The sequence below is a fragment of the Rhodococcus parequi genome, from assembly GCF_046042785.1.
In the GTDB taxonomy this organism is placed as follows: Bacteria; Actinomycetota; Actinomycetes; order Mycobacteriales; family Mycobacteriaceae; genus Prescottella; species Prescottella parequi.
Genome location: NZ_JBDLNV010000006.1, coordinates 353,623 through 373,949, shown reverse-complemented (window position 1 = coordinate 373,949; position 20,327 = coordinate 353,623). Strand labels below are relative to the sequence as shown.

Here is a 20,327-nt window from a genome sequence, read left to right as displayed (position 1 = left end):
AATCCATGACAAACCCAATCGTCGGGGGCTTCGGCACCGACATCCGCGCCCTGGGCTACGTGACCGTCCAGACCGACGACATCGAGCGCTGGCGCACCTTCGCATTCGACGTCCTCGGCTTCGCGCAGGGCACCGGCCCGGACCCCGACGCCCTCTACCTGCGTATGGACGAGCGCGCCGCCCGCATCGTGGTTGTGCCAGGAGAGGACGACCGCGTCGTCACCGTCGGCTGGGAGGTCCGCGACCACGCCGCCCTCACCCGGGTGCGGACCGCAGTCGAGGCCGCCGGGATCGCGGTCAAGCCCCTTTCCGTCGAGGAGGCCGACGCCCGCCGCGTCGAGGAGGTCGTCACCTTCCAGGATCCCGGCGGGGCCACCCTCGAGATCTTCCACGGCGCGGTCCTCGACCACAGCCCGGTCGTCACCCCGTTCGGTGCCAAGTTCGTCACCGGGGCACAGGGTCTCGGCCACGTCGTACTACCGGTGACCGATCTGCAGGGCACCTTCGACTTCTACACCGAGGTCCTCGGCTTCCTACCGCGCGGCGCCTTCCGCCTGCCTGCTCCACCCGAGTACGGGCCCATCCGCGTTCGATTCCTCGGGGTCAACCAGCGGCACCACAGCCTCGCGCTGATCCCGGCGCCGAGGGAGGGGGCGCCCGGTCTCATCCACGTCATGGTCGAGGTCGACACTCTCGACGCCGTCGGACAGGCCCTCGACCGCGTGATGAAGGGCGGATTCCCGGTTTCCTCGACGCTGGGCCGCCACACCAATGACAAGATGGTGTCCTTCTACGTCCGCGCGCCCGGCGGCTGGGACGTCGAGTTCGGCACCGACGGACACCTCGTGGACGAGACGTTCTACACGTCCGAGGAGATCACCGCCGACAGCTACTGGGGCCACGATCTGTCGGGTGGCGAGCTACCCGCCGCTCTGCTGTAGGCACGTTCGCGTCACCGACGCGCATCACCGAAGGAGGGGCCCCGTCCGAACCGGACCGGGCCCCTCCTTCGCGTCCTCACATCAGTGTCTGCAGTGTCCGCGCCATCCCCCGGCGATCGCCTCGAGTGCCCTGATGTGAAGCCCGCGCAACTCGTCGACTCCCGTGTCCGGCCGACCGAGAATCCACTCGGTGTACGCCGCGCGCGAGGCGGTCAGGATCAGGATGGCCGTCGTCCTGCGAGTGAAGTCGTCGCCGGGGTGAACGGACCTGTCGGCGAGCCAGTCGGCGACTGCCGATACGACACAGTCGTCGACGCTCTCCCACCGGAGGCGGTACTCGGGCGTCCTGATCAGTAGTTCCAGCAGTTCTCGACGATCTTCGAGGTCGGTCGCGAGTTCCTCGGTCAGAGCATCCGCCAGGGCGTCCACGACGCCGGTGCTCGTACCAGCCGACCCGGCGAGTGCACGGACGAGACGTTCCATCGACCGCTCCAGGAGCGGCATGACGATGTCCGCCTTCGTCGGGAAGTGGCGGTAGAAGGTTCGTTCGGAAACCCCCGCTCGCTGCGCGATCGCCTCCACGGTCACGGACGTCGAGTGGTTCTCGACGAACAGATCCCGCGCGGCCGTCGCGACGGCCAGTCGAACATCGGCGTGCCGACGTTCGACGAGTGTCGTCGCCCGGCCACCCTGCATTGTCATTCCCTCCGCCCTCATTCCCACCGGAAGACCGTGCGCCGGCGATCCCGGGCGGGATGTCCGGTACGACCTGTCGATCGAAGCCCGCCGGCGACCGTCGCCCATTCTAGGGTGCAGCGAAGATCCTGCGGAGCCGCTCCGTTCGGGAGGGGATGTCCCCCGCGTGAGCAGATCCCCTTGCTGCGCAGTCACCGTCCCGCCGACTGCCTCGGTGCGACGCCGGGGTCGCCGACGGTGTGGACCGGGCGGGAAACCGAGTTGCGGCGTTCCCATCGGGGGCCTTGTTGTGCCGCAGTCCAGATGGCACGGGATGCCTGCCGCAGATGGACGGCGAGCTCGGCTTGACGCATCCGCTCGACGGGTCCCCACAGCGACAACGCGGTGGTGGCGTGGTCGGCGGGCCCGACCTGTACCGCCATCGACATCGATCCCAGGTAGTACTCCTCGCGGGTCGTGGCGATACCGGCTTCCCGGACACGGTGCAGCTCACGGTCGAGACCCTGTTGAGAAGTGATGCTGTAGCGGGTTTTCGGAGTCACACCGGTGAAATCGATCCCTGGGCGGGCCTCGGCCGGGAGGCACGCCAGCAACATCTTCCCCGACGCGGTCTGATGGGCGGGATGCGCGATGCCCCGGCGCAGCGGCGCAGCCCAGTCGGTCCACACCTCGTCGATGAACACCACGTCCGGACCCGACAGCGTGGCCAGATAGACACTCATTCCGGTGGCACGGCTGAGTCGCGACATATAGGGCATCGCGATCTGATGGACCTCGTGCTGAGCGAGAGCAACACTGCCGAGTTCGAAGAGCTTGAGCCCGACCCGGTAGTCGAACCCGTCCCGCCTGATCACGTCCAACTCCACCAACCGCTGCAGCAACCGATGCACGGACGACCGGGGCAAACCCGTCCGATGTGCGATCCGCGACGAGGTCAGGGCCTCGGATCCGGAGAACGCACTCAGGACCGAGATCACTCGATCGACGACGGCATGCGGTGAATCATCGCGGCTGATCACAGTCAACATGACCTCCAAGGCAGTTCCTGTCTGTTTGGCAGATCCTGCCACACCGTGACGCGCATCACAACAGTCGAGCGGGCTGGACACCTCGGACCGCAGCCCCGCTCGCGCTGTGCCGCGTCCGATCGTGAGATCTCCATGCCGGATCGGTCGCCCGCCAGATAGCGTTCGCGGCAGCCCGCAGAGGCGCGACGTGTCGAGAGTCGAAGTGCACGTGCGTGCGCGGGCCGGAAATCGCAATTGCCGCAGCTGAGCCGGGTGGCCCCACCGCAACCGCGATCGCCCCGTACCCCCTCCGGTCGTCCCACTCGTACGCCACGCCGGCTCGACGGATCCGGCCGTACTCCCGCTCCCCGCCGAGCGTGTTCGCGAGCAGCGCACGTCCGATCGCGTTGTCCCCGGCCGGACATCGGCCGCCGACACGGGTCGGCGCCGGGTCGGCCTGAAACCGCCCGAGCTTCTCCAGGCAGACGGCATCGCGCCCTGCGAGAACCGCCAGCTGAACCACCAGTCGGGTGGACCGATGCAACTCGTAGAGGAACGGCAGCGCGGCGGCGCGAAGCTTGTTCTGGTGCAATGCCAGCGAACCGAGCTCGATCAAGCCCAGCCCCAGCGAATACCGTCGGCCGTCCCGACGGAGCCATCGCATCCGGACGAGGCGTGCGATCATCCGGTGCACCGACGATCGTGGGAGTCCTGTTCGACTCACGACGTCCGTCAGCGTCAACGGTCCACCCTCGTCGAACGCACCGAGTACGAGCACAGCACGATCCAGGACCGCGCCGGGCACACCATCGGCATCGTGCAGACCGAGACCCGTTCCCGCCGACTCCTCCCTCACACCGCCCCGACTCGGTCGAGTGGCGCCGCCGCCGGGCACTCGGTGGAAGCCATGGCGTCGGCCCGGCTCAGGGTCTCGACGACCTGCGGCGGCTTATGAGGTGTCATGGGATGCCGGGTGGGTGCCGTCATGCGCGTTCCTTTCGGGCGTTCGGCGGCCGTGTCGCGACTGGAGATCGATTCGGCGCTCATGCGAAGGATTCCCGCTGACCGGATCGTCGATGAAGAGCGTTTTCCCACTGTGCGGACGCTCGTCATGTCGATGTCGTCGACGGGAAGTGGCAGGCCACGAAATGCCCGGGGCGGGCCTCCCGGATCTGCGGCTCGCGTTCCGCGCACAGCGCGTCTGCGCGCGGGCATCGGGTCCGGAAGCGGCAACCCGACGGAGGATCGAGAGGCGAGGGCAGATCGCCGGACAGCGTCGCCTCCCTCGGCGGCACCTCCGGGTCGGGCTCGGGCACGGCCGAGAGCAATGCCTCGGTGTACGGGTGCAACGGCGCGACATACATCTCGTTCGGATCAGCGACCTCGCAGATCTTTCCGAGGTACATCACCACCACCCGGTCGCTGATGTTCTTGACGACTGCCAGATCGTGCGCGATGAACAGCAACGTCAGTCCGTACCGTTCCTTCATGTCTTCGAGCAGGTTCAGGATCTGCGCCTGGACCGAGACGTCGAGTGCCGAGACGGGCTCGTCGCAGATCATGACGTCCGGCTCCACCACCATCGCCCGAGCGATCGAGATTCGTTGGCACTGCCCTCCGGAGAACTCGTGAGGCCGACGGTCCCCCGCAGTCTCCGGATCGAGCCCGACCACCTCGAGCATGTCGTCGACCAGAGCATTCCGCTCGCGGCGGTTGCGCCCGCCGACGACGTCGAGCCCCTCCCCCACGATGTCCCGTACCTTGCGCAGCGGGTTCAGCGAGGAGATCGGATCCTGGAAGATCATCTGCACCGGGCGGCGGACCGCACGCAGCTCGCGGGGCGCGAGCGTCGTGAGGTCACGACCCTCGAACGTCACGACCCCGGAGGTCGGGCGAGGCAGCTGCATGATGGCTTTCGCGAGTGTCGATTTGCCGCAACCGGATTCACCGACCAGACCGAGTGTCTCCCCGCGCCGGATGTCGAGACTGACATTCGAGACCGCATGGACCTTGCCCGACCCTGCGGTGTCGTACTCGACGACGAGGTCGCGAACGCTGAGCACGACCTCGTCGTCGTGCAGATGCGCCGTTCCTGTTCCGGCCATGTCAGACCACACTCCTCGAGTCGACGGGATGTCCGGCGGCCGTCCGGCCGGCGGCGGCGTTGGCGGCGAACGCGGACTCGCCTTCGGCGGTGCCCACGGGGTAGAAGCACGCGATCCGATGCCGGTCGCCCGCGGACGGGTCGACTGTCAGTACCGGCGTCTGCTCGAGACATCTCGGCTGCGCATGTGGACATCTCGGCGCGAACGAGCAGCCCGGTGGCGGATCGATGACGGTGGGCGGGCGGCCCGGAATCGCCTCGAGCCGAGTATGGCTCGGATCGGAGATCCGTGGGATCGACCGCAGTAGTGCCCGCGTGTAGGGGTGCCGGGTAGCGCCGAACAGGACACTGGTCGGCGCTTGCTCGACGACACGGCCGGCGTACATGACCGCGATCTCGTCCGTTCGCCCCGCCACGACACCGAGGTCGTGGGTGATCAAGATCAGCGCCATCCCCGACTCTTCCTGCAGTCGTGCCAGCAGATTCAGGATCTGGTGCTGCACCGTCACATCCAGCGCCGTCGTGGGCTCGTCGGCGATCAGCAGCCGCGGCGAACAGGCGAGCGCCAGAGCGATGACGACCCGCTGGCGCATGCCCCCCGAGAGGCTGTGCGGGTACTGACCCAGCCGCTTCCGCGGCTCGGGAATACCCACCCATCCCAGGAGTTCCTCGGCCCTGGCCAGCGCCTGCACCTTGCTCATCGGCAGGTGCCGCCGCAGTGTCTCGGTGAGCTGGTGCCCGATGGTCAGGACCGGGGTCAGGGACGTCATCGGATCCTGGAACACCATGGCGATACGCGAACCCCAGAGCGTCTTGGCCTCGCCTCGGGTGAGAGTGGCGACGTCGCGGCCCTCCACCTCGATACGCGTTCCGGGCCGAACCATCGCATTGGGCGGCAGGATGTTCATCACCGCTCTGGACAGAACAGACTTGCCCGAGCCGGATTCGCCGACGATGCCGAGCGTGCGTCCCGGTTCCACGTCCAAGCTCACGCCGTCCACTGCCCGCACCGCCCCGCGAGGCGTGTCGAACCAGACCCGCAGGTCGGCGACGGAAAGTGCCGGAGGCGCGCTCTCGGCGCGGTCGGTCGGCGCGTCGAGTCGGCGGACAGGGGTGTTCACAGCGAGGACTCCCGTCCCACTCGATCGCGCGCCCAGTCTCCGATGAGATTGAGCGACAGCACCGTCAGGAAGAAGAACAATCCGGGCACCAGGACGAGGGGCGGGTGGTCGTACAGGCTCTCCCGTCCGGCCGCGATCATCCCGCCCCAGCTCGGCGTGGGCGGGGGAATACCCAGCCCGAGGAAACTCAACGATCCTTCCGCGACGACCAGTGACGCGGCCACGACGGTCGCGAAGGAGAAGACCGGCAGAAGAATATTGGGCAGTATCTCCCGCCGCAGGATCCTGAACGTACTCGAGCCCAACGACTTCGAAGCCGTGACGAACTCACGACCTGCGAACGAGATTGCGTTCGCGCGCGCGATGCGGGCGAACGTCGGAGCGCCGACAATTCCCAGACCGAGGGTCAAGGTCGTCACACTCGGCTGCATCACCGCGACGAGAGCGACCAGCAGGATCAACGGGGGGAAGGCCAACGTCGTGTTGGTCGTGATGTCGAAGACCACATCCGTCACGCCGCGGAAGTATCCGGCGGCGAGTCCGACGGCCGTACCGACCGTGAGGGCGAGAAGCGTCGCCCCGACCGCGACGGCGAGGGACACCTGAGCACCGAACACGACTCGGCTCAGTTGATCCCGGCCCAACTGATCGGTCCCGAGCAGGTGGGTCATCGTCCGGAAGGGCGCCAGCGAATACTGGTCGCCTACTTGATCCGGCGCCGGCAACGGCAGCACCGGCGCGAGGATCGCGGCACCGGCGATCAGGACGAGCCAGGCCGCCCCGAAGGCTGCTACGGCGTTGCGCCCGCGGCGACGGCGGCGGGACTTCGTCGCACGGACCGGCGATTCGGCCGAGGGAGGGGACGGATCGTCGCGCTTCCCGGCATCCGGGCCGGGGACCGCCACTTCGGTCGTCGTACTCATGTCGATCTCACTCTCGGGTCCAGCAACGGGTAGGCCAGGTCGACCAGGGAATTGAGCAGGACGTACGCGACGGCGACGACCAGCACGATGCCCTGAACCAGGAGGTAGTCGCGGCCGTTGATGGCGGTGACCACGAGCGATCCCAATCCTGGTAGGGAAAAGAGGGTTTCGACGATCACCGTGCCCCCGATGAGCCTGCCCAACGACACGCCGAGCACCGTCACGAGCGAGAAGGCCGACGGACGCAGGGCGTGGACGACGAGGATCCGAGGCGTCGAGATACCCCGCGCCCGGGCAGAGAGGACGAAGTCCTGTTGCAGGGTCGCTGCCATGTCGTTACGCAGAAGCCGGATGAAGGCCACGGCCTCCATCGCCGCCAACGTCGCCACCGGAAGGACCAGGCTCCGCAGGTGCGGGACCAGCCCGGCCGACAGCGGAGTCCATCCGGTCACAGGTAACGCGTGCAACGTCACGGCAAATACGAACACCAGCAGAACGCCGAGCAGGAAGCTCGGAATGGACAGCGTCACCGAACACACGAGTGTGACGATGCGGTCCGCGATTCCGCCCGGGCGGTAGCCCGAGTACACGCCCAGCGGGAGGGCGATCAGCAACGCGACCAGAATCGACAGGCCTGCGAGTTCCAGAGTGACCGGGAGCCTTTCGACTATCGCATCGGTAACCGGGACCTGTGTCTGCATCGACCTGCCCAGATCCCCGTGCAGGGCGTTGCCGACCCATTCGAGATAACGCTGCACCAATGGACCGTCGAGGCCGAAGCGTTCCGCGGCCGCCGCCCGCATCTCCGGCGACGCCCCTTCCGGGAGCATCGCCGCAAGGGGGTCACCGGGAATCATCTCGAGAAGCAGGAACGTGACGACACTGACGAGCGTCAGCACCGCGATCAGCTTGGCAGCAGCCACCGAAACCCTTCTCGCCCTGACGCTGGCGCGGGTCGATCGACGAATCGACGACGTCGTCGCTGTCACGGCTACCGGATCCAGGCGAGCTCGGGGCGGAACCAGTACTGGTAGGCCGGCTGAACGTCGTGCACCGAGCCTGTCGACAGGAGGGTGGACTCACTGGGGCGCCAGAAACGGTACGCCGAATCGGCGACGATCTGCCGAATGGCCGTCTTGTAGGCCTCGTTCACGACCGCAGGATCGCTCGAGCTGTGGGTGATCTCGAAGGCTTGGTCGACGGCCGGGTTGGAGTACCCGGAGTTGTTGCCCGCGGCTCCGGTACGGAAGACCTTGTAGAGGTTCTCGGGGTGGGCCCCGCCGAGGGAGCTGATGATCAGGTCGTAGTTCCCCGACGTCATTGCCGACGCGAAACCGGCGCCGTCGAGTGACTTGATGTCCAACTTCAGTCCGTTCACCTGCTGGATCTGCGACTGCAGGAGTTCGGCAACACGGTTGAGAACGGGGCTGCCGGCGGTAGTCACATAGGTGAGTGTGATGTCGGCGCCGCCGTGGGCGGCCCGGTACTCGTCGACCAGCTTTCGGGCTCCGTCGACATCCTTGTCCGGCCATACCGCCTGCTCGTCGTAGAGCGGGCTGTCATCGGGCATGAAGTGCGTAGCTCCCGGATCGTCCGGGAAGGCGGCCGCCATGATCTGGTCGTTGTCGATCAGCTTGCCGACCGCCGTGCGCAATCCGGCGTCCGCGAGCGGTCCACGGAAGTTCAGGCGCACGCCGTTTCCGCCGAGCTGCTGGGACTGAACGACATTCATCCCGGCACCGCGGGCACGCTCGACATACTTGTCGCCGACGACCGTCATCACATTGATCTCACCGGCCTGCAGAGCATTGAAGCGTTGGTCGTCCGCGGCGATCGTCTTCATCACGAGCTTGTCCGCGTACGGGCGGGGCGCATCCCAGTAGCCGGGATTGCGGTCGAACTCGATCTGCGTGCCACGAGCCCACGAAGTGAGCTGGAACGGCCCCGCACCGACGGGCGCGTTGGCGAAATCAGCACCCTTCTGCGCGATCGCGGTAGGTGAGGCGACGAACGCGAGGGACTCGGTGAGCTGGAACGGCAGTTGGTGATTGATCTCGGTCGACGTGACCGCCAGCGTGGTGTCGTCGACAACGCTCCACGTGATCGTTTGGGCCGCAGCTCTACTCGGTGACAGCAGCGCAGGGTCGAGGATGCGGTCCCAGTTGAAGGCCACGGCAGCGGCGTCGAACGGCGTTCCGTCCGTGAAGGTCAGGCCCGGACGCAGTTTCAGCGTCCACACCTTGCCGTCGTCGGACGTGAAGGACTCGGCCATACCCGGCGTGATCTCGCCGGTCTCGAAATCGTAGTAGAGAAGCGCGCCGTAGACCGCCTGGCATGGGGCGACACCGATTCCGATCGCGCACGTCGCAGGATCCACGGATTGCGCGTCCGTGTTGTAGGCCTGGACGAGGGTGCCGCCTCGCTGCGGTTCCCCGGCGGGACCGCTCGTGGTCGCGGTCGACGCGCCTGAACAACCGGCGATCAGCAGTGCGAAGGCGGCGCCGGTGACAACGGTAGCGGTCGTGCGGGTTCGGGCTGTCAATGAAGACTCCTCGATTGGGTGAAGCTTCCGGATGGGAGAGGTGTGGTCAGAGGGTCTGGACGACCTCGATCAGGTGACCCTCGGGGTCGGTGACGAATCCGACCAGGACGCCGTGTTCCGGTATGCCCTTGACGGATTCGACGACGGCGCCACCGGCGTGCTCGACCCGTCGAATCGTCTCGTGCGCATCGCGGACGTCGAATCCGAGGGTCGCCGCGCCCGGAGCAGGTGCGGGTCGGTCGCGGTAGCGCCACAGGCCGAGCGTCGAATCGTCGCCGCGCCCCGTGGTGAGCAGGACCTCCTCGACGGCGTCCGCGCCCACCCTCCCCACGATCCGAGCCTTCTCGCTCAGTTCGAACACGGACTTGTAGAAGGACGCTTGGGCGTCCAGATCGGTCACGAACACCTTCGTGAAGGCGAATCGGGTGGAATTGGTCATCTGAATCCTCGAAGTTCGAACTGGCACATCGGCAATCGAGCCGGGAAGGCTGCTCCGCGAGAAGCTGTGTTCCGGATCACTCCGGTACCGGATTAGCGCACTTTCGAACTCGGCGCGACAACAGACATTTCCCGCTGGATGGACATCGCCCCACGGTTCGGACGGCCCGCAGATGCCGCGCGGGACGGAAGCGTCCATCGAGTGAGACAATCGCTTGGCCGAGTCCGGTCCACGCACCAGCATCTGACCATGCGACACGGGATTGTCTTGTCCACCGGCGGCTGTGGCCCGTCGTACACGCAGGCCCCACCGTTCGGGGAAGCCGCGGTCGGCAACTCCCGGATCTTGCGTCACAGAACCAGCGCTTCGCGTGCCTGAGCACGAAACCCCGACACGCCAGGTGCTCTCGCCGGTCGCCGAACAGCCCCACGTCTCACAAAGCCGCACCGGCTTCTCGAATCGGGTCATCGCGATCCTCGCGATCTGCGGCACTGTGATGACCCTCCAGCAGACGATGATCCTGCCGGTGCTCCCGGCACTACCCGGATTGTTGGGGGTGTCTCCGAGCAGCGCGTCATGGCTGGTCACCGCCACGTTGGTGACCGGGGCGGTGGTGACCCCGCTGATCGGCCGTCTCGCCGACATGTTCGGCAAGAAGCGGATGATCCTGCTCACGCTGGTGGTCGTCGTGGCGGGTTCGGTGATGGGCGGAATCGTCACTGCCCTCCCCGCTCTGGTCGTCGCCCGCATCCTGCAGGGCTGCGGGCTCGCCCTGGTTCCCGTGGCGATCGCGACGATGCGGGACGTCCTGCCCACGGCGCGCGTTCCCGGGGGCGTCTCCGCGATGGGAGCGTCGCTGGCAATCGGATCGGCGGCCGGACTCCCCCTCGCGGGCATCCTCGTCAACTACCTGGATTGGCGCGGAATCTTCTGGGTCACCGCCGTGTCCGGAGTGCTGCTGATGGCCGCGGTTGCACGCATCGTGCCCGAGACGTCGGTCCGGTCGCGGGCACGCTTCGACTATCCCGGAGCCTTCCTCCTGGCGGGCGCGTTGACGTCACTACTGCTGGCGCTGTCCAAGGGCGCGCAATGGGGGTGGCCGGCGACGACGGCGCTGGTCGGTGCCGGGGGTTTCCTCATCGCCCTGTGGGTACCGCTCCAACTACGGTCGCGTTCGCCACTGGTCGACTTGAGGGTTGCCGCACGACCCAGGGTCCTGCTGGTCAACGCGTCGTCCGCGCTCATCGGATTCGCGCTCTTCAGCAACATTCTCGTGTCCATCCAACTGCTGCAGGCGCCGCGGGCGGCCGGCTTCGGTTTCGAACTCGACATCCTCGAAGCCGGGTTGTGGATGATTCCACCCACCCTCGTCGGCGTCGCGATGGCTCCACTCGCGGCCCGAGCGATCACGCGGTACGGGGCCTGGACGACACTGCTGATCGCGACCGTCGAGATGGCGGTCGTGTTCGTCGGACGCGTCTACCTCAGCACCGGTCTGTGGCAGGTCCTGGTAGGTGCGGCGGCCGTCGGGATCGGGCTCTCGCTGGCTCAGGCCGCGATACCGATTCTGATCATGCAATCCGTACCGCCGTCGGAAACGGCTTCGGCGAACGGGCTCAGTTCGCTACTGCGCTCGATCGGAACGTCCACCGCCAGCGCCACCATGGCGGCTGTCGCCGCGGCGTGGACCGCGCATACCGTCCACGGAGTTCTGCCCACGTTCGACGCCTTCGCTGCAATGTTCTGGATATCCGCAGCGGCTACACTGGCCGCGGCCTGCCTGGTGGCACTGGCCACCACGATGTCGGATCCGGAAGCGAAGTGATGTGAAGACTCCCGCAGCGTCTTCGTCCGGGCGCGCGACCGCACAGGTGCTCGACGAACTCAAGCGCATGATCTTCTCCGGCGAGTTGCTGCCCGGGCAGCAGATCCGCCAGGAGACGATGGCCGAGCGCCTCGGCGTGAGTCGTCTCCCCATCCGGGAGAGCCTGCGTCAGCTCACCTCCGACGGCCTGGTCCAGCACGTGCCGAACGTCGGATACTCCGTCGCCCGCCTCGACCGGTTCGAACTCGAACAGATCTACCTGATGCGATCCGTGCTCGAACGCGAGACGCTCCGCGCCCTGCCCGTGATCGACCCCCAGGTCGTCGACGCCATCGAGGAGCTGGGCGATCGGGTCAAGGCCGCGGCCGAGGCACAGGACTTCCTCGAGATGCGGCTGCACAACCAAGACTTCCACTTCGCGATCTTCGAACAGTCGGGACTGGACCTCGTCGTACACGAGCTGCGGCGGCTGTGGACGCTCGCGATGCCGTACCACGCGGTGTATCTGTACGAGCCCGAAGGGCGAGCGCGGGTGATCCGGGAACACGACGAGATGCTCGCCGCGCTCCGCGCCCACGACAACGACCGCCTCGTCGAGTTGATGAACCACCACCGCGAGGGCGGGCAGCAGACCGCGAACCTCGTCCTCGGTCTGCGGGAGCCGACAGCGGATCGCGGATAGCCCCTCCGAATTCTCTTCCCGTGCAACGGAAAGATCACCTACTCACCGCGCTCGACCGACACTAGCTTTCGTTGCATGTCAGGAAAAGCATTCGTTGTCGACCGTGTGGTCACGGCGCCGGGCCGTGGGCGCGAGTTCGTCGAAACATACACATCTACGTACGTACCCGGCGGTCGATCGCGGGGCATGACCCTCGAGCGCGTCCTCGTCAGTCCACCGATCTGGCACGCCGAGACGGTTAACGTCGTCACGATCGTGTGGTCACTCGACGACGTCGCGGCCTGGTGGAACATGACCAGGCTCGGTCGGCCCGACGTCACGCTCGCGCAGTGGTGGGACAGCGTGGACGAACTGATCGTCGAACGCTCACGCTCGATGGCCGGCGAGGTCGCGGACGTCGAGGAGCTCTGCAATGTTTAACGTCACGCGAATCGTCCATCTCGTCCGGGGCTCGGACCCGGACGACTTCGAGACCCGGACGCGCACAACCGTCGACGCGATCGGCACGGCCGTCACCGTCGTGGGGCGGACCCTTCCGGGAACGATCAACGGCGGAGACCTCATCGCTCATCTGCAGTTCGCCGACCGCGACGAATGGCTGCGCGTCCGCCCGGGTGTGGACGAACTCCTCGCATCGCCCTCCGTCGAGAAGATGTACGGCGTCGAGTATTACGGCGGCACCACCGGTCGTGCGTCCGGCGCCGACCCCGGCACCCTCTACCGAACACTGCTCGTTCGCGTCGATCCGTCAGCAACCACGGGATCTCTGGAACACTTCGAGCGCGACATCCTCTCCATGCCTCGGCACATCTCGTCGATGCGGGCGTGGAGGCTGTCCCCCGTCGAGGCATCCACCGGTCCAGTTTCGTGGACGCACGTGTGGGAGCAGGAGTTTCGCGAGGTCGGTGACGTGACGGGCCAGTACCTCGACCACCCGGTCCACTGGGCCGTCGTCGATCGCTGGTTCGACCCCGAGTGTCCCGAGGTGGTCGTCCGCGACCGGGTGTGCCACACCTTCTGTGCCGTCGACCGAGCGGTGATCGGCGGGTGAGCTCGGACCGGGAGTGAGTCCACCGGCCACACTCCGACGAAGACGCATCCGAAACGAGGGCGGGGCGCCGGAGAACGACTCCGGCGCCCCGCGCATGTTTCGGCGCCCCGCGCATGTTTCGTGGTCGCAGCAAGCGACCGTGCCGCTCAACCCTCCGCGACGCCCCCCACGAAGTGGAAGTTCTCGACTGCCGGCCGACGCAGCATCGTCCAGTAGTCCACGAGCCGCCACGGACACGACACGACCACGCGCCCCTTCTTGTTGCGGTAGTAGCCGGTCGCCGTCTCGCCTGGATGAGCCCACACCGTGAGATCGAGCGCTTGGTCGACCCGCCGGTTGTAGTCCTCCTGGACCTCGGCCCTCACATCCATGGACGTGTTCCCGCTCTCGACGAGGTGTTGGAGGCACTCGACGACGTAGTGCACCTGCTCTTCACTCAGGATATTGTGTCCGGCACCATGATTCGGCGCGCTGTTGGGACCCGCCGTGACGAACAGATTCGGGAACCCCGATACCTGGATGCCCAGGTAGGCGCGCGGGTCGTCACCGTCGTCCCACTCGTCGGCCAGCTTACGCCCGCCGCGGCCGGTGATGTCGATGTAGGACGCGAACTGCAGCTTGAATCCGGTCGCGAAGATGATGACGTCAGCCTCGACGAACTCCCCTTCGGTGGTGGTGACGCCGTTGGGGTGGACACGGGCGAACGAAGCCCGGTGCAGGTTCACGTGATCCCGATTGAGCGCGGCGAAGAACCCCGGATCCTTGACGATGCGCTTCGCGTACGGACGGAAGTCCGGGGTGAGCTTCTCGATGAGATCAGGCCGGTCGGGGAAGGAAGTGCGCAGATGCTGAAGCGCAGTCTGCAGGACGCGGTCGTTCGGCTGAGAGGCCGACAGGTGCGTTGCCGCCCATTCCGGATCGATGCGCGGCATCGGATACAGGTTGTCCGATGCCAACCAGTAGGCCTTGAGCCGGAACCACTCCTGGTAGTACGGCAGGTGACGCATCGCCCACCGCTCCCCCTCCGGAACGTCGTTCACGACGGCCTTCTCCGGCACGATCCAGTGAGGGCTGCGCACCACTGCGTCGAGACTCTCGACCTGATCGACGATGTTCGCGACCACCTGCACCGCAGTGCATCCCGTGCCGAGGATCACCACCCGCTTCCCGGTCAGGTCCAGTCGTGGATCCCACTCGGCGGTGTGCACGACCTCGCCCTCGAAGGTGTCCAGGCCTTCCACGTCGGGAATGTTCGGCGCGTTGAGCATTCCGAGAGCAGTGACCACCGCCCTGGCGCGATGCCGCTCGATCGTCCCGTCGGCCGAGCGGGTCACCACGGTCCAACTCTGGTCGTCCTCGCTCCAGTCGGCGGACAGCACCGACGTCGACAGCCGGATGTTCCGGTAGAGGTCGTACTTCTCGGCGACGCCCCGCATGTACTCGAGGTACTCGGGGCCCGGTGGGTAGTACTTGGTCCAATTCGGATTCAATTCGAAGGAGTACGAGTAGTAGTGGCTCGGGGTGTCGACCGCCGCACCCGGGTAGGTGTTGCGCCACCACGTTCCCCCGATCCCCTCGGCGGCTTCGAACACGGTGTAGGAGAAGCCGGCTTCCCCGAGCTTGATCGCGGCATTGAGGCCGACCATCCCGGCACCGATCACGATGACGTCGAAGTCCGCCGGCGGCGGTGTCGTCACCGGAACGTGGCGGCGGGACTTCTCGAACCCCGCCTGTTCCAGCAGGAGGGGTACGAACTCCTCGTCGACCGTGCTCGCCGTGCACAGCGCGGCCATCCGTCGGAACGTTTCCGGATCCAGCGCGTCCAATCGGACCGGCAGGTCCGCGGTGAGGACGGCCCTGGCTCGTTCCCGAACCTCTTCCGAAATCTCCCGCGGAAACTGCCCCGGCGGTACCGCATCAGCACCGGACTGAGCCCCGTAGTGTGTCTGCGACGCAGCGGCATCCGCGCCGCGCACATGCTTGGCGGCGGCCAGCTTCGCCTCGAACTCGTCGAGCACCGACAGGTCGCCGGTGGCATGCACGACGGTCATCAGCAGGGCGCCCGGGTCGGCCGCGTCGATCGCCGCGCCGAGGGCCGCGTCCGTCACACGCTCCTGCGCACCGGCTGGGCCGCCGGACGTCCAGGTCAAAGTCATGATCAAATCCCTTCATTGCCCAAAATCGACGGTGATTCCCGGCCGGCGCACGCGGCGAGCGAACCCAGGCCACGCCGACCACGCGATCGACGAAACGGGAGACCTTTCCTGCGGCCGCCTAGTGACGGGAGACCTCGAGCGGCGCCTCGGCCGGATAGCGGCTCGGTGCCATCTGATAGAACTCGGTCAGCTGCGCGATGAACGCAGGATCGGTCATGGGATCGATCGGGTCCTCGACAGTGGCACCCTTGGCGCGCATATCGGCGACGAGCATGCCGAGCGCCCGTTCCGCGTCGATGTCGTCGGTGTGGTTCTGGTACCGGCGCACGTCCTCGACGTCGTCGAACAGGAGTGCCGTGTAGTGCACCAGCATTCGCATGTCGGCTTCCTCGAATCGGGCGATTTCCTCGTCTCCGTTACGAACCGACCAGGAGCCGTCGGGAAGGCTGTGCAGCAGCGACGACATCGTCAACTCGGGACAGTCGCGCCGATCGACCGGACCGTTCGATTCGCGGCGGTGGTACATCCGTGAGTTGTCCGTCAAGGTCGCCGTGTTCCAGAACGGCGGGCGCAGACGCTGCGGATCCCCGTCGGGCCCGTCGGGCCAGTACGTGAACCCGCCGGCGATGTCGGACTTGTAGAAGTACGTGATGACCTGTGCGGTCTTCACCTCCCACGCGTCGAAGAGACCCGATTTGGCCATCACCGACATCAGCCACAGCGGCGTGTTGTGGAGCCCCATTCCGCGGAAGCTTCCGGTATCGAAATGGCCGGCGTCGAAGCTGTGCGACGGCCCACCCAGGTTGAACAGGAGATTGTGTGACATACCGTATTTCGCACCGTGCAGACTGAGCGCGGTGTCGAGCAGCTTGCGGCCGAAATAGATCTCGTTCAGTTCGGGGTGGAACACGACACCATCGTTGGCGAGGAACCCCCGGAACACCGGAGAGGTGAAGTCGGACAGGCGCGCATCGGGATTGCGGTCCTTGCCGCCCGACACAGCCAGGTACTCCTCCGTCGACGCGAAATGATGCGCGAGAATCAGGCGCCAGGGCCCATTCTCGCGGATCACCGAGAAGATGGTGTCCAGTTCCTCCGGCGTGTAGAAGTCCTGGATCACCGAGGGAGGCGCGACCGGTGTCATCGGATGCCGCTCGAGTGTGGTCATGGATACCCCTTCAGCAGAATAGGCCGATCGGCCTTACAGTGACGTCAGCGACGCTAGGCCTGCCCGTTTCGGGGATCGAGCCCAAACGTCCGGCTGGCGGGAAACCATCCACGGCCGACATCGGGTGCCCGTCGTCCCGTTTCGTCAACGGCCCGAGTAGGAGCCGCCATTGAGGTGAATCGTCTGTCCCGACACGAATTCGCCAGCGCCGGAGCACAACCAGAGACAGGCCGCGCCGACGTCGTCACCGGTGCCGATGCGCTGCATGACGTTGCCCTCCCAGATCGCGTTCAGCATCGGCGAGGCCTTGGATTCGATCGCGTCCCGCAGCTTCTCCATCAGACCGAGGGCGAGGGTGTTGACGGTGACGCCCATCGGACCGACCTCGGTGGCGATATGGCGTACCGCTCCTTCGATGCCGGCCTTGCTCGCGCCGTAGAAGGTGCCGCCCAACCCGCGGCTCGCGACCGATCCCGACCCCGAGGAGATCTGGACGACGCGCCCCCATCCCTGCTCGACCATTCCGGGCAGCAGCGCATGCATCATGTGCAACGAGCCGAAGATGTTGATGTCGATGTACGGGTTCCACTCGTGTCGCGGGGTTTCGAGGAACGGCAACATCTGCGCGCCGGCAGGCAGGCCGGCATTGTTGACGAGGATGTCGACGACGCCGATCTCTTCACCGATCTTCTTCGTCGCAGCGGACACCTCCTCGTACGAGGTGATGTCGAAGGCGACGGGCGTCGCGGCGCCTCCGGCGTCCCGGACGGCGGCGGCACCCGCCTCGGCCCGCTCGGCGGTGATGTCGTTGACGATCACGTGCGCCCCGGCTCCCGCGAGCGCTCTGGCGATTCCCAGACCGGTGTTCTGGCCGCCACCCGTGACGAGGGCGATCCGGCCGTCGAGTGCGAAGCTTGTCATCGTGTCTCCTCCGAGAATCGGTGGTCGGATGCGGCGAGGGCGTCCCGCATCAGCGCCCAGATCTCCTCGCGCGCAGGCGCAGTGAGCGAGAGCGTCGGGAATGTCAAGAAGCCGTGGAAGAGACCGTCGAAGCGACGGTGACGCACCGGCACGCCATCGGCCGCGAGGCGTTCGGCGTAGGCGTCACCGGAGGAGCACGGCGGATCGAGTTCCGCCGTGACGACCACGGCCGCAGGCAGTCCGGCGAGCGTCGAGGCACGAGTCGGCACCACGCGGACGTCGTTCGTCCCGTCCGGCGCGTACTGCTCCCAGTACCACTTCATCGCCTTCGTTGTGTTGTAGTAGCCCGCGCCGTACAGGCGATAGGACTCGGTCTCGAAATCGTCGTCGATGACGGGATAGAGCAACGCCTGCGCCGCCACTGCGGGCCCCCCGCGATCGCGGGCGGCGATCGCGACCGTCGAGGCCAGGTTGCCGCCCGCGCTGTCCCCCGCCAGGACGATCCGGTTCGCGTCGCCGTCGTACTCGGCAGCGTTCTTCGACGCCCATTCGAGCGCGGCGTACACGTCGTCGTGCGCGGCCGGCGCCGGTGACTCCGGAGCCAATCGATAGTCCACAGCGACGACGACCGCGCCCACACCCTGCGCCATCGACCGGCAGAACTCGTCGTGGCTGTCGAGATCGCACATTACGAATCCTCCACCGTGCGCGAACACGACGACCGGAAGCCCGGCACCTTCATGGTGGGGAACGAACACGCGCAGGGCAAGATCGCCGCCGGGCCCCTCGATGGTGAGGTCGTGGACAGCCTGCATGTCCGGTAGACCCTGCAGTGGGGCGCGACGGCCTCGGATGATCTCGCGCAGTTCCGGCGGAGGCAGCGACGTGACGTCGGGGAACCCCGCGTCCAGGGCCGCCAACAGGGACGCGACTTCGGGGTGCACTGTCATACGAATCTCCTCAGGGGAAGCGGGTGGCAGCGACGCGACCTGTCCCACCGATTTGCTCCGGACGTCGGCGCGCGTCAGCGTGAATCCCCGATACCCGTCGGCAGCAACAGCGTCGAGAATTCGGCCGTACACCGCGAATCCGCCGATGTACGGCATGAAGACCCGCGGCTTCCCCGGTATGTTGGCGCCGAGGTACCACGAGTTCGCCTGCAGGAAGAGCGTCTTCTCGGCCAAAGTGTTGCACTCGCGAACCCAGTCCTCGACCGCGTCCGCGTTCGCCTCGATCGTGACGGCGCCGTCCCTCTCGGCACGCTCCAGCAGACCGGTGAGCCAGTCGACGTGCTGTTCCGCACCGAGCACCATGTTCGCGAGTGGCCCGGGGCTGCCGGGCCCCGTGAGGATGAACATGTTCGGGAAGCCGTCGACCCCCAGGCCGAGGTAGGTGCGCGGACCGCCGGCCCATTCGGCTCGGAGCTCGCGGCCGTCGCGGCCACGGATGTCGATGCGGCTCAACGATCCGGTCATGGCGTCGAACCCGGTCGCGTAGACGATCATGTCGAGGGGATACTCGCGATCGGTGGTCCGGATCCCGGTCTCGGTGATCGACGCGATCGGCGTCTCCCGCAGATCGACGAGCGTTACGTTCTCTCGGTTGAAGACCTCGTAGTATCCACTGTCCGTGACGATTCGCTTCGTTCCGATGGGATGGTCCCTCGGTGTCAGCTTGTCGACCAGCTCCGGATCCTCGACGACTTCGCGGACCCGACTCTCCCAGTATTCCCGTGCGGTGTCGTTCGCCTCCAGGTTCGACAGCTGATCCGGGAACGCCTTGCTGAACAGCACACCGCCACGCTGCCACCATTCGTCGTAGACGCGGGTGCGTTCCTCGACAGATACTTCGAGTGCACCCTTGGGATGGGCCGTGAACGGTGAACCGCCGCCGCTCGACCATGCCTGACGGCGCCGGTCCGCGTAGTTCGCCTTGATTTCCCGCATCTCGTCCGCGGGGAACGGTCGATTGCCCGCGGGAATCGAGTAATTGGCGGTGCGTTGCATGACGTAGACATGGTCGGCCGACTGCGCGATGATCGGGATCGACTGCATTCCGGACGAGCCGGTTCCGATCACCGCGATCCGCTTGCCCGCGAACTCGACCGGGCTGTGCGGCCATTCTCCCGTGTGGAAGGACTCACCGGCGAACGCGTCACGCCCGGGAATGTCCGGGACGTTGGTTGCGGAGAGAACACCTGTCGCGAACACGCAGTAGCGCGCCGTGACCCGATCGCCACCGTCGGTCGTCACGTGCCACAGCGATTCGGCCTCGTCGTAGACCGCCGAACCCACCCGGGTGGAGAACCGGAACGCGCTGCGCAGATCGAACCGGTCGGCGACGTGTTCCAGATACGCGAGGATCTCGGGTTGAGTGGCGAACCGCTCGCTCCAGGTCCAGTCCTGCTGCAGGTCGTCGTCGAACGAGAACGAGTAGTCCACGCTCTCGACGTCGCAACGTGCCCCCGGATACCGGTTGTGGTACCAGGTTCCACCTACTCCGGTGGCCGATTCGAACCCGCATACCGTCAATCCGCGCTGTCGCAGACGGTACACCGCGTACATCCCGGCGACGCCGGCCCCGACGACGACGACGTCGAAATGAGTTTCTGTCGGATCCACGACACCATGCCCTTCTTCACCACTGCACGTCACTGCCCCGGACCAGCCGGTCACCGACCACGCTAGGAGAACCGAATACACTGGGGGAGAGCGCTTTCCCGCCCAGTGGCCACATCGATCACTCGGCCGG

The 20,327-nt window shown here is 66.5% G+C and carries 18 protein-coding genes and 2 pseudogenes; 5 read left to right on the top strand and 15 right to left on the bottom strand.

What is annotated here, in order from left to right:
• Window positions 1-5 precede the first annotated feature (5 nt).
• Complete coding sequence (gene bphC / locus ABEU20_RS18940; RefSeq protein ID WP_420165918.1) at window positions 6-941, top strand: biphenyl-2,3-diol 1,2-dioxygenase; 936 nt, start codon at window positions 6-8, stop codon at window positions 939-941.
• Between the two features lie 81 nt (window positions 942-1,022).
• Here bphC and ABEU20_RS18935 read toward each other — a convergent pair whose 3' ends face one another.
• From ABEU20_RS18935 to ABEU20_RS18890, 10 genes are all read right to left on the bottom strand, one after another.
• Window positions 1,023-1,643, bottom strand: coding sequence for a TetR/AcrR family transcriptional regulator (locus ABEU20_RS18935; RefSeq protein WP_420165917.1), 621 nt, complete (start codon window positions 1,641-1,643; stop codon window positions 1,023-1,025).
• A gap of 185 nt (window positions 1,644-1,828) precedes the next feature.
• Complete coding sequence (locus ABEU20_RS18930) at window positions 1,829-2,665, bottom strand: IclR family transcriptional regulator (protein WP_420165916.1); 837 nt, start codon at window positions 2,663-2,665, stop codon at window positions 1,829-1,831.
• 55 nt (window positions 2,666-2,720) lie between these two features.
• The gene (locus ABEU20_RS18925; RefSeq protein ID WP_420165915.1) at window positions 2,721-3,500 is read right to left on the bottom strand and encodes an IclR family transcriptional regulator; all 780 of its coding nucleotides are present in this window, start codon (window positions 3,498-3,500) and stop codon (window positions 2,721-2,723) included.
• On the bottom strand, window positions 3,497-3,631 hold the full coding sequence (locus ABEU20_RS18920) for a hypothetical protein (protein ID WP_420165914.1): 135 nt from the start codon (window positions 3,629-3,631) through the stop codon (window positions 3,497-3,499). The genes ABEU20_RS18925 and ABEU20_RS18920 overlap by 4 nt, the downstream gene beginning before the upstream one ends.
• Before the next feature lie 122 nt (window positions 3,632-3,753).
• A complete protein-coding gene (locus tag ABEU20_RS18915) occupies window positions 3,754-4,749 on the bottom strand; it encodes an ABC transporter ATP-binding protein (protein WP_420165913.1) in 996 nt (331 codons plus the stop codon).
• Window position 4,750: 1 nt separating this feature from the next.
• A complete protein-coding gene (locus ABEU20_RS18910; RefSeq protein WP_420165912.1) occupies window positions 4,751-5,869 on the bottom strand; it encodes an ABC transporter ATP-binding protein in 1,119 nt (372 codons plus the stop codon).
• Window positions 5,866-6,792 carry an ABC transporter permease gene (locus ABEU20_RS18905; RefSeq protein WP_420165911.1) on the bottom strand — a complete coding sequence of 309 codons (927 nt, stop codon included), beginning with the start codon at window positions 6,790-6,792 and terminating at the stop codon, window positions 5,866-5,868. The genes ABEU20_RS18910 and ABEU20_RS18905 overlap by 4 nt, the downstream gene beginning before the upstream one ends.
• The gene (locus tag ABEU20_RS18900; protein WP_420165910.1) at window positions 6,789-7,715 is read right to left on the bottom strand and encodes an ABC transporter permease; all 927 of its coding nucleotides are present in this window, start codon (window positions 7,713-7,715) and stop codon (window positions 6,789-6,791) included. Before ABEU20_RS18900 ends, ABEU20_RS18905 begins: the two co-directional genes overlap by 4 nt.
• 68 nt (window positions 7,716-7,783) lie before the next feature.
• Window positions 7,784-9,334, bottom strand: coding sequence for an ABC transporter substrate-binding protein (locus tag ABEU20_RS18895; protein ID WP_420165909.1), 1,551 nt, complete (start codon window positions 9,332-9,334; stop codon window positions 7,784-7,786).
• Between the two features lie 46 nt (window positions 9,335-9,380).
• A complete protein-coding gene (locus tag ABEU20_RS18890; RefSeq protein ID WP_420165908.1) occupies window positions 9,381-9,773 on the bottom strand; it encodes a VOC family protein in 393 nt (130 codons plus the stop codon).
• 370 nt (window positions 9,774-10,143) lie between these two features.
• Here ABEU20_RS18890 and ABEU20_RS18885 point away from each other — a divergent pair, with 370 nt between their 5' ends.
• The 4 genes from ABEU20_RS18885 to ABEU20_RS18870 all read left to right on the top strand — a co-directional run bounded on the left by ABEU20_RS18885 (window position 10,144) and on the right by ABEU20_RS18870 (window position 13,331).
• The gene (locus ABEU20_RS18885) at window positions 10,144-11,598 is read left to right on the top strand and encodes an MFS transporter (protein WP_420165907.1); all 1,455 of its coding nucleotides are present in this window, start codon (window positions 10,144-10,146) and stop codon (window positions 11,596-11,598) included.
• Between the two features lies 1 nt (window position 11,599).
• Entirely contained in the window at window positions 11,600-12,280 is a 681-nt protein-coding gene (locus ABEU20_RS18880) for a GntR family transcriptional regulator (protein ID WP_420165906.1), read from the top strand.
• 186 nt (window positions 12,281-12,466) lie between these two features.
• Window positions 12,467-12,700, top strand: a complete 234-nt coding sequence (locus ABEU20_RS18875) for a hypothetical protein (RefSeq protein ID WP_420165905.1) — start codon at window positions 12,467-12,469, stop codon at window positions 12,698-12,700.
• Entirely contained in the window at window positions 12,693-13,331 is a 639-nt protein-coding gene (locus ABEU20_RS18870; RefSeq protein WP_420165904.1) for a Dabb family protein, read from the top strand. Before ABEU20_RS18875 ends, ABEU20_RS18870 begins: the two co-directional genes overlap by 8 nt.
• Before the next feature lie 146 nt (window positions 13,332-13,477).
• Here ABEU20_RS18870 and ABEU20_RS18865 read toward each other — a convergent pair whose 3' ends face one another.
• From ABEU20_RS18865 to ABEU20_RS18845, 5 genes and pseudogenes are all read right to left on the bottom strand, one after another.
• Complete coding sequence (locus ABEU20_RS18865; RefSeq protein WP_420165903.1) at window positions 13,478-15,487, bottom strand: flavin-containing monooxygenase; 2,010 nt, start codon at window positions 15,485-15,487, stop codon at window positions 13,478-13,480.
• Window positions 15,488-15,605: 118 nt separating this feature from the next.
• A complete protein-coding gene (locus tag ABEU20_RS18860) occupies window positions 15,606-16,655 on the bottom strand; it encodes a hypothetical protein (protein ID WP_420165902.1) in 1,050 nt (349 codons plus the stop codon).
• Between the two features lie 144 nt (window positions 16,656-16,799).
• A complete protein-coding gene (locus ABEU20_RS18855; RefSeq protein ID WP_420165901.1) occupies window positions 16,800-17,576 on the bottom strand; it encodes an SDR family NAD(P)-dependent oxidoreductase in 777 nt (258 codons plus the stop codon).
• Window positions 17,573-18,334: pseudogene (locus ABEU20_RS18850) on the bottom strand (alpha/beta hydrolase); the annotation flags it as partial. The pseudogene ABEU20_RS18850 and the gene ABEU20_RS18855, both read right to left, overlap by 4 nt.
• Window positions 18,335-18,592: 258 nt before the next feature.
• Window positions 18,593-20,197: pseudogene (locus tag ABEU20_RS18845) on the bottom strand (flavin-containing monooxygenase); the annotation flags it as partial.
• Window positions 20,198-20,327 lie beyond the last annotated feature (130 nt).

Bases quoted from the DNA above. Each gene is read 5' to 3' on its own strand.
- bphC (WP_420165918.1), top strand. From the start codon at position 6: ATGACAAACCCAATCGTCGGGGGCTTCGGCACCGACATCCGCGCCCTG.
- ABEU20_RS18935 (WP_420165917.1), bottom strand. From the start codon at position 1,643: ATGACAATGCAGGGTGGCCGGGCGACGACACTCGTCGAACGTCGGCAC.
- ABEU20_RS18930 (WP_420165916.1), bottom strand. From the start codon at position 2,665: ATGTTGACTGTGATCAGCCGCGATGATTCACCGCATGCCGTCGTCGAT.
- ABEU20_RS18920 (WP_420165914.1), bottom strand. From the start codon at position 3,631: ATGACGGCACCCACCCGGCATCCCATGACACCTCATAAGCCGCCGCAG.
- ABEU20_RS18915 (WP_420165913.1), bottom strand. From the start codon at position 4,749: ATGGCCGGAACAGGAACGGCGCATCTGCACGACGACGAGGTCGTGCTC.
- ABEU20_RS18905 (WP_420165911.1), bottom strand. From the start codon at position 6,792: ATGAGTACGACGACCGAAGTGGCGGTCCCCGGCCCGGATGCCGGGAAG.
- ABEU20_RS18890 (WP_420165908.1), bottom strand. From the start codon at position 9,773: ATGACCAATTCCACCCGATTCGCCTTCACGAAGGTGTTCGTGACCGAT.
- ABEU20_RS18875 (WP_420165905.1), top strand. From the start codon at position 12,467: ATGACCCTCGAGCGCGTCCTCGTCAGTCCACCGATCTGGCACGCCGAG.
- ABEU20_RS18870 (WP_420165904.1), top strand. From the start codon at position 12,693: ATGTTTAACGTCACGCGAATCGTCCATCTCGTCCGGGGCTCGGACCCG.
- ABEU20_RS18865 (WP_420165903.1), bottom strand. From the start codon at position 15,487: ATGACTTTGACCTGGACGTCCGGCGGCCCAGCCGGTGCGCAGGAGCGT.
- ABEU20_RS18860 (WP_420165902.1), bottom strand. From the start codon at position 16,655: ATGACCACACTCGAGCGGCATCCGATGACACCGGTCGCGCCTCCCTCG.
- ABEU20_RS18855 (WP_420165901.1), bottom strand. From the start codon at position 17,576: ATGACAAGCTTCGCACTCGACGGCCGGATCGCCCTCGTCACGGGTGGC.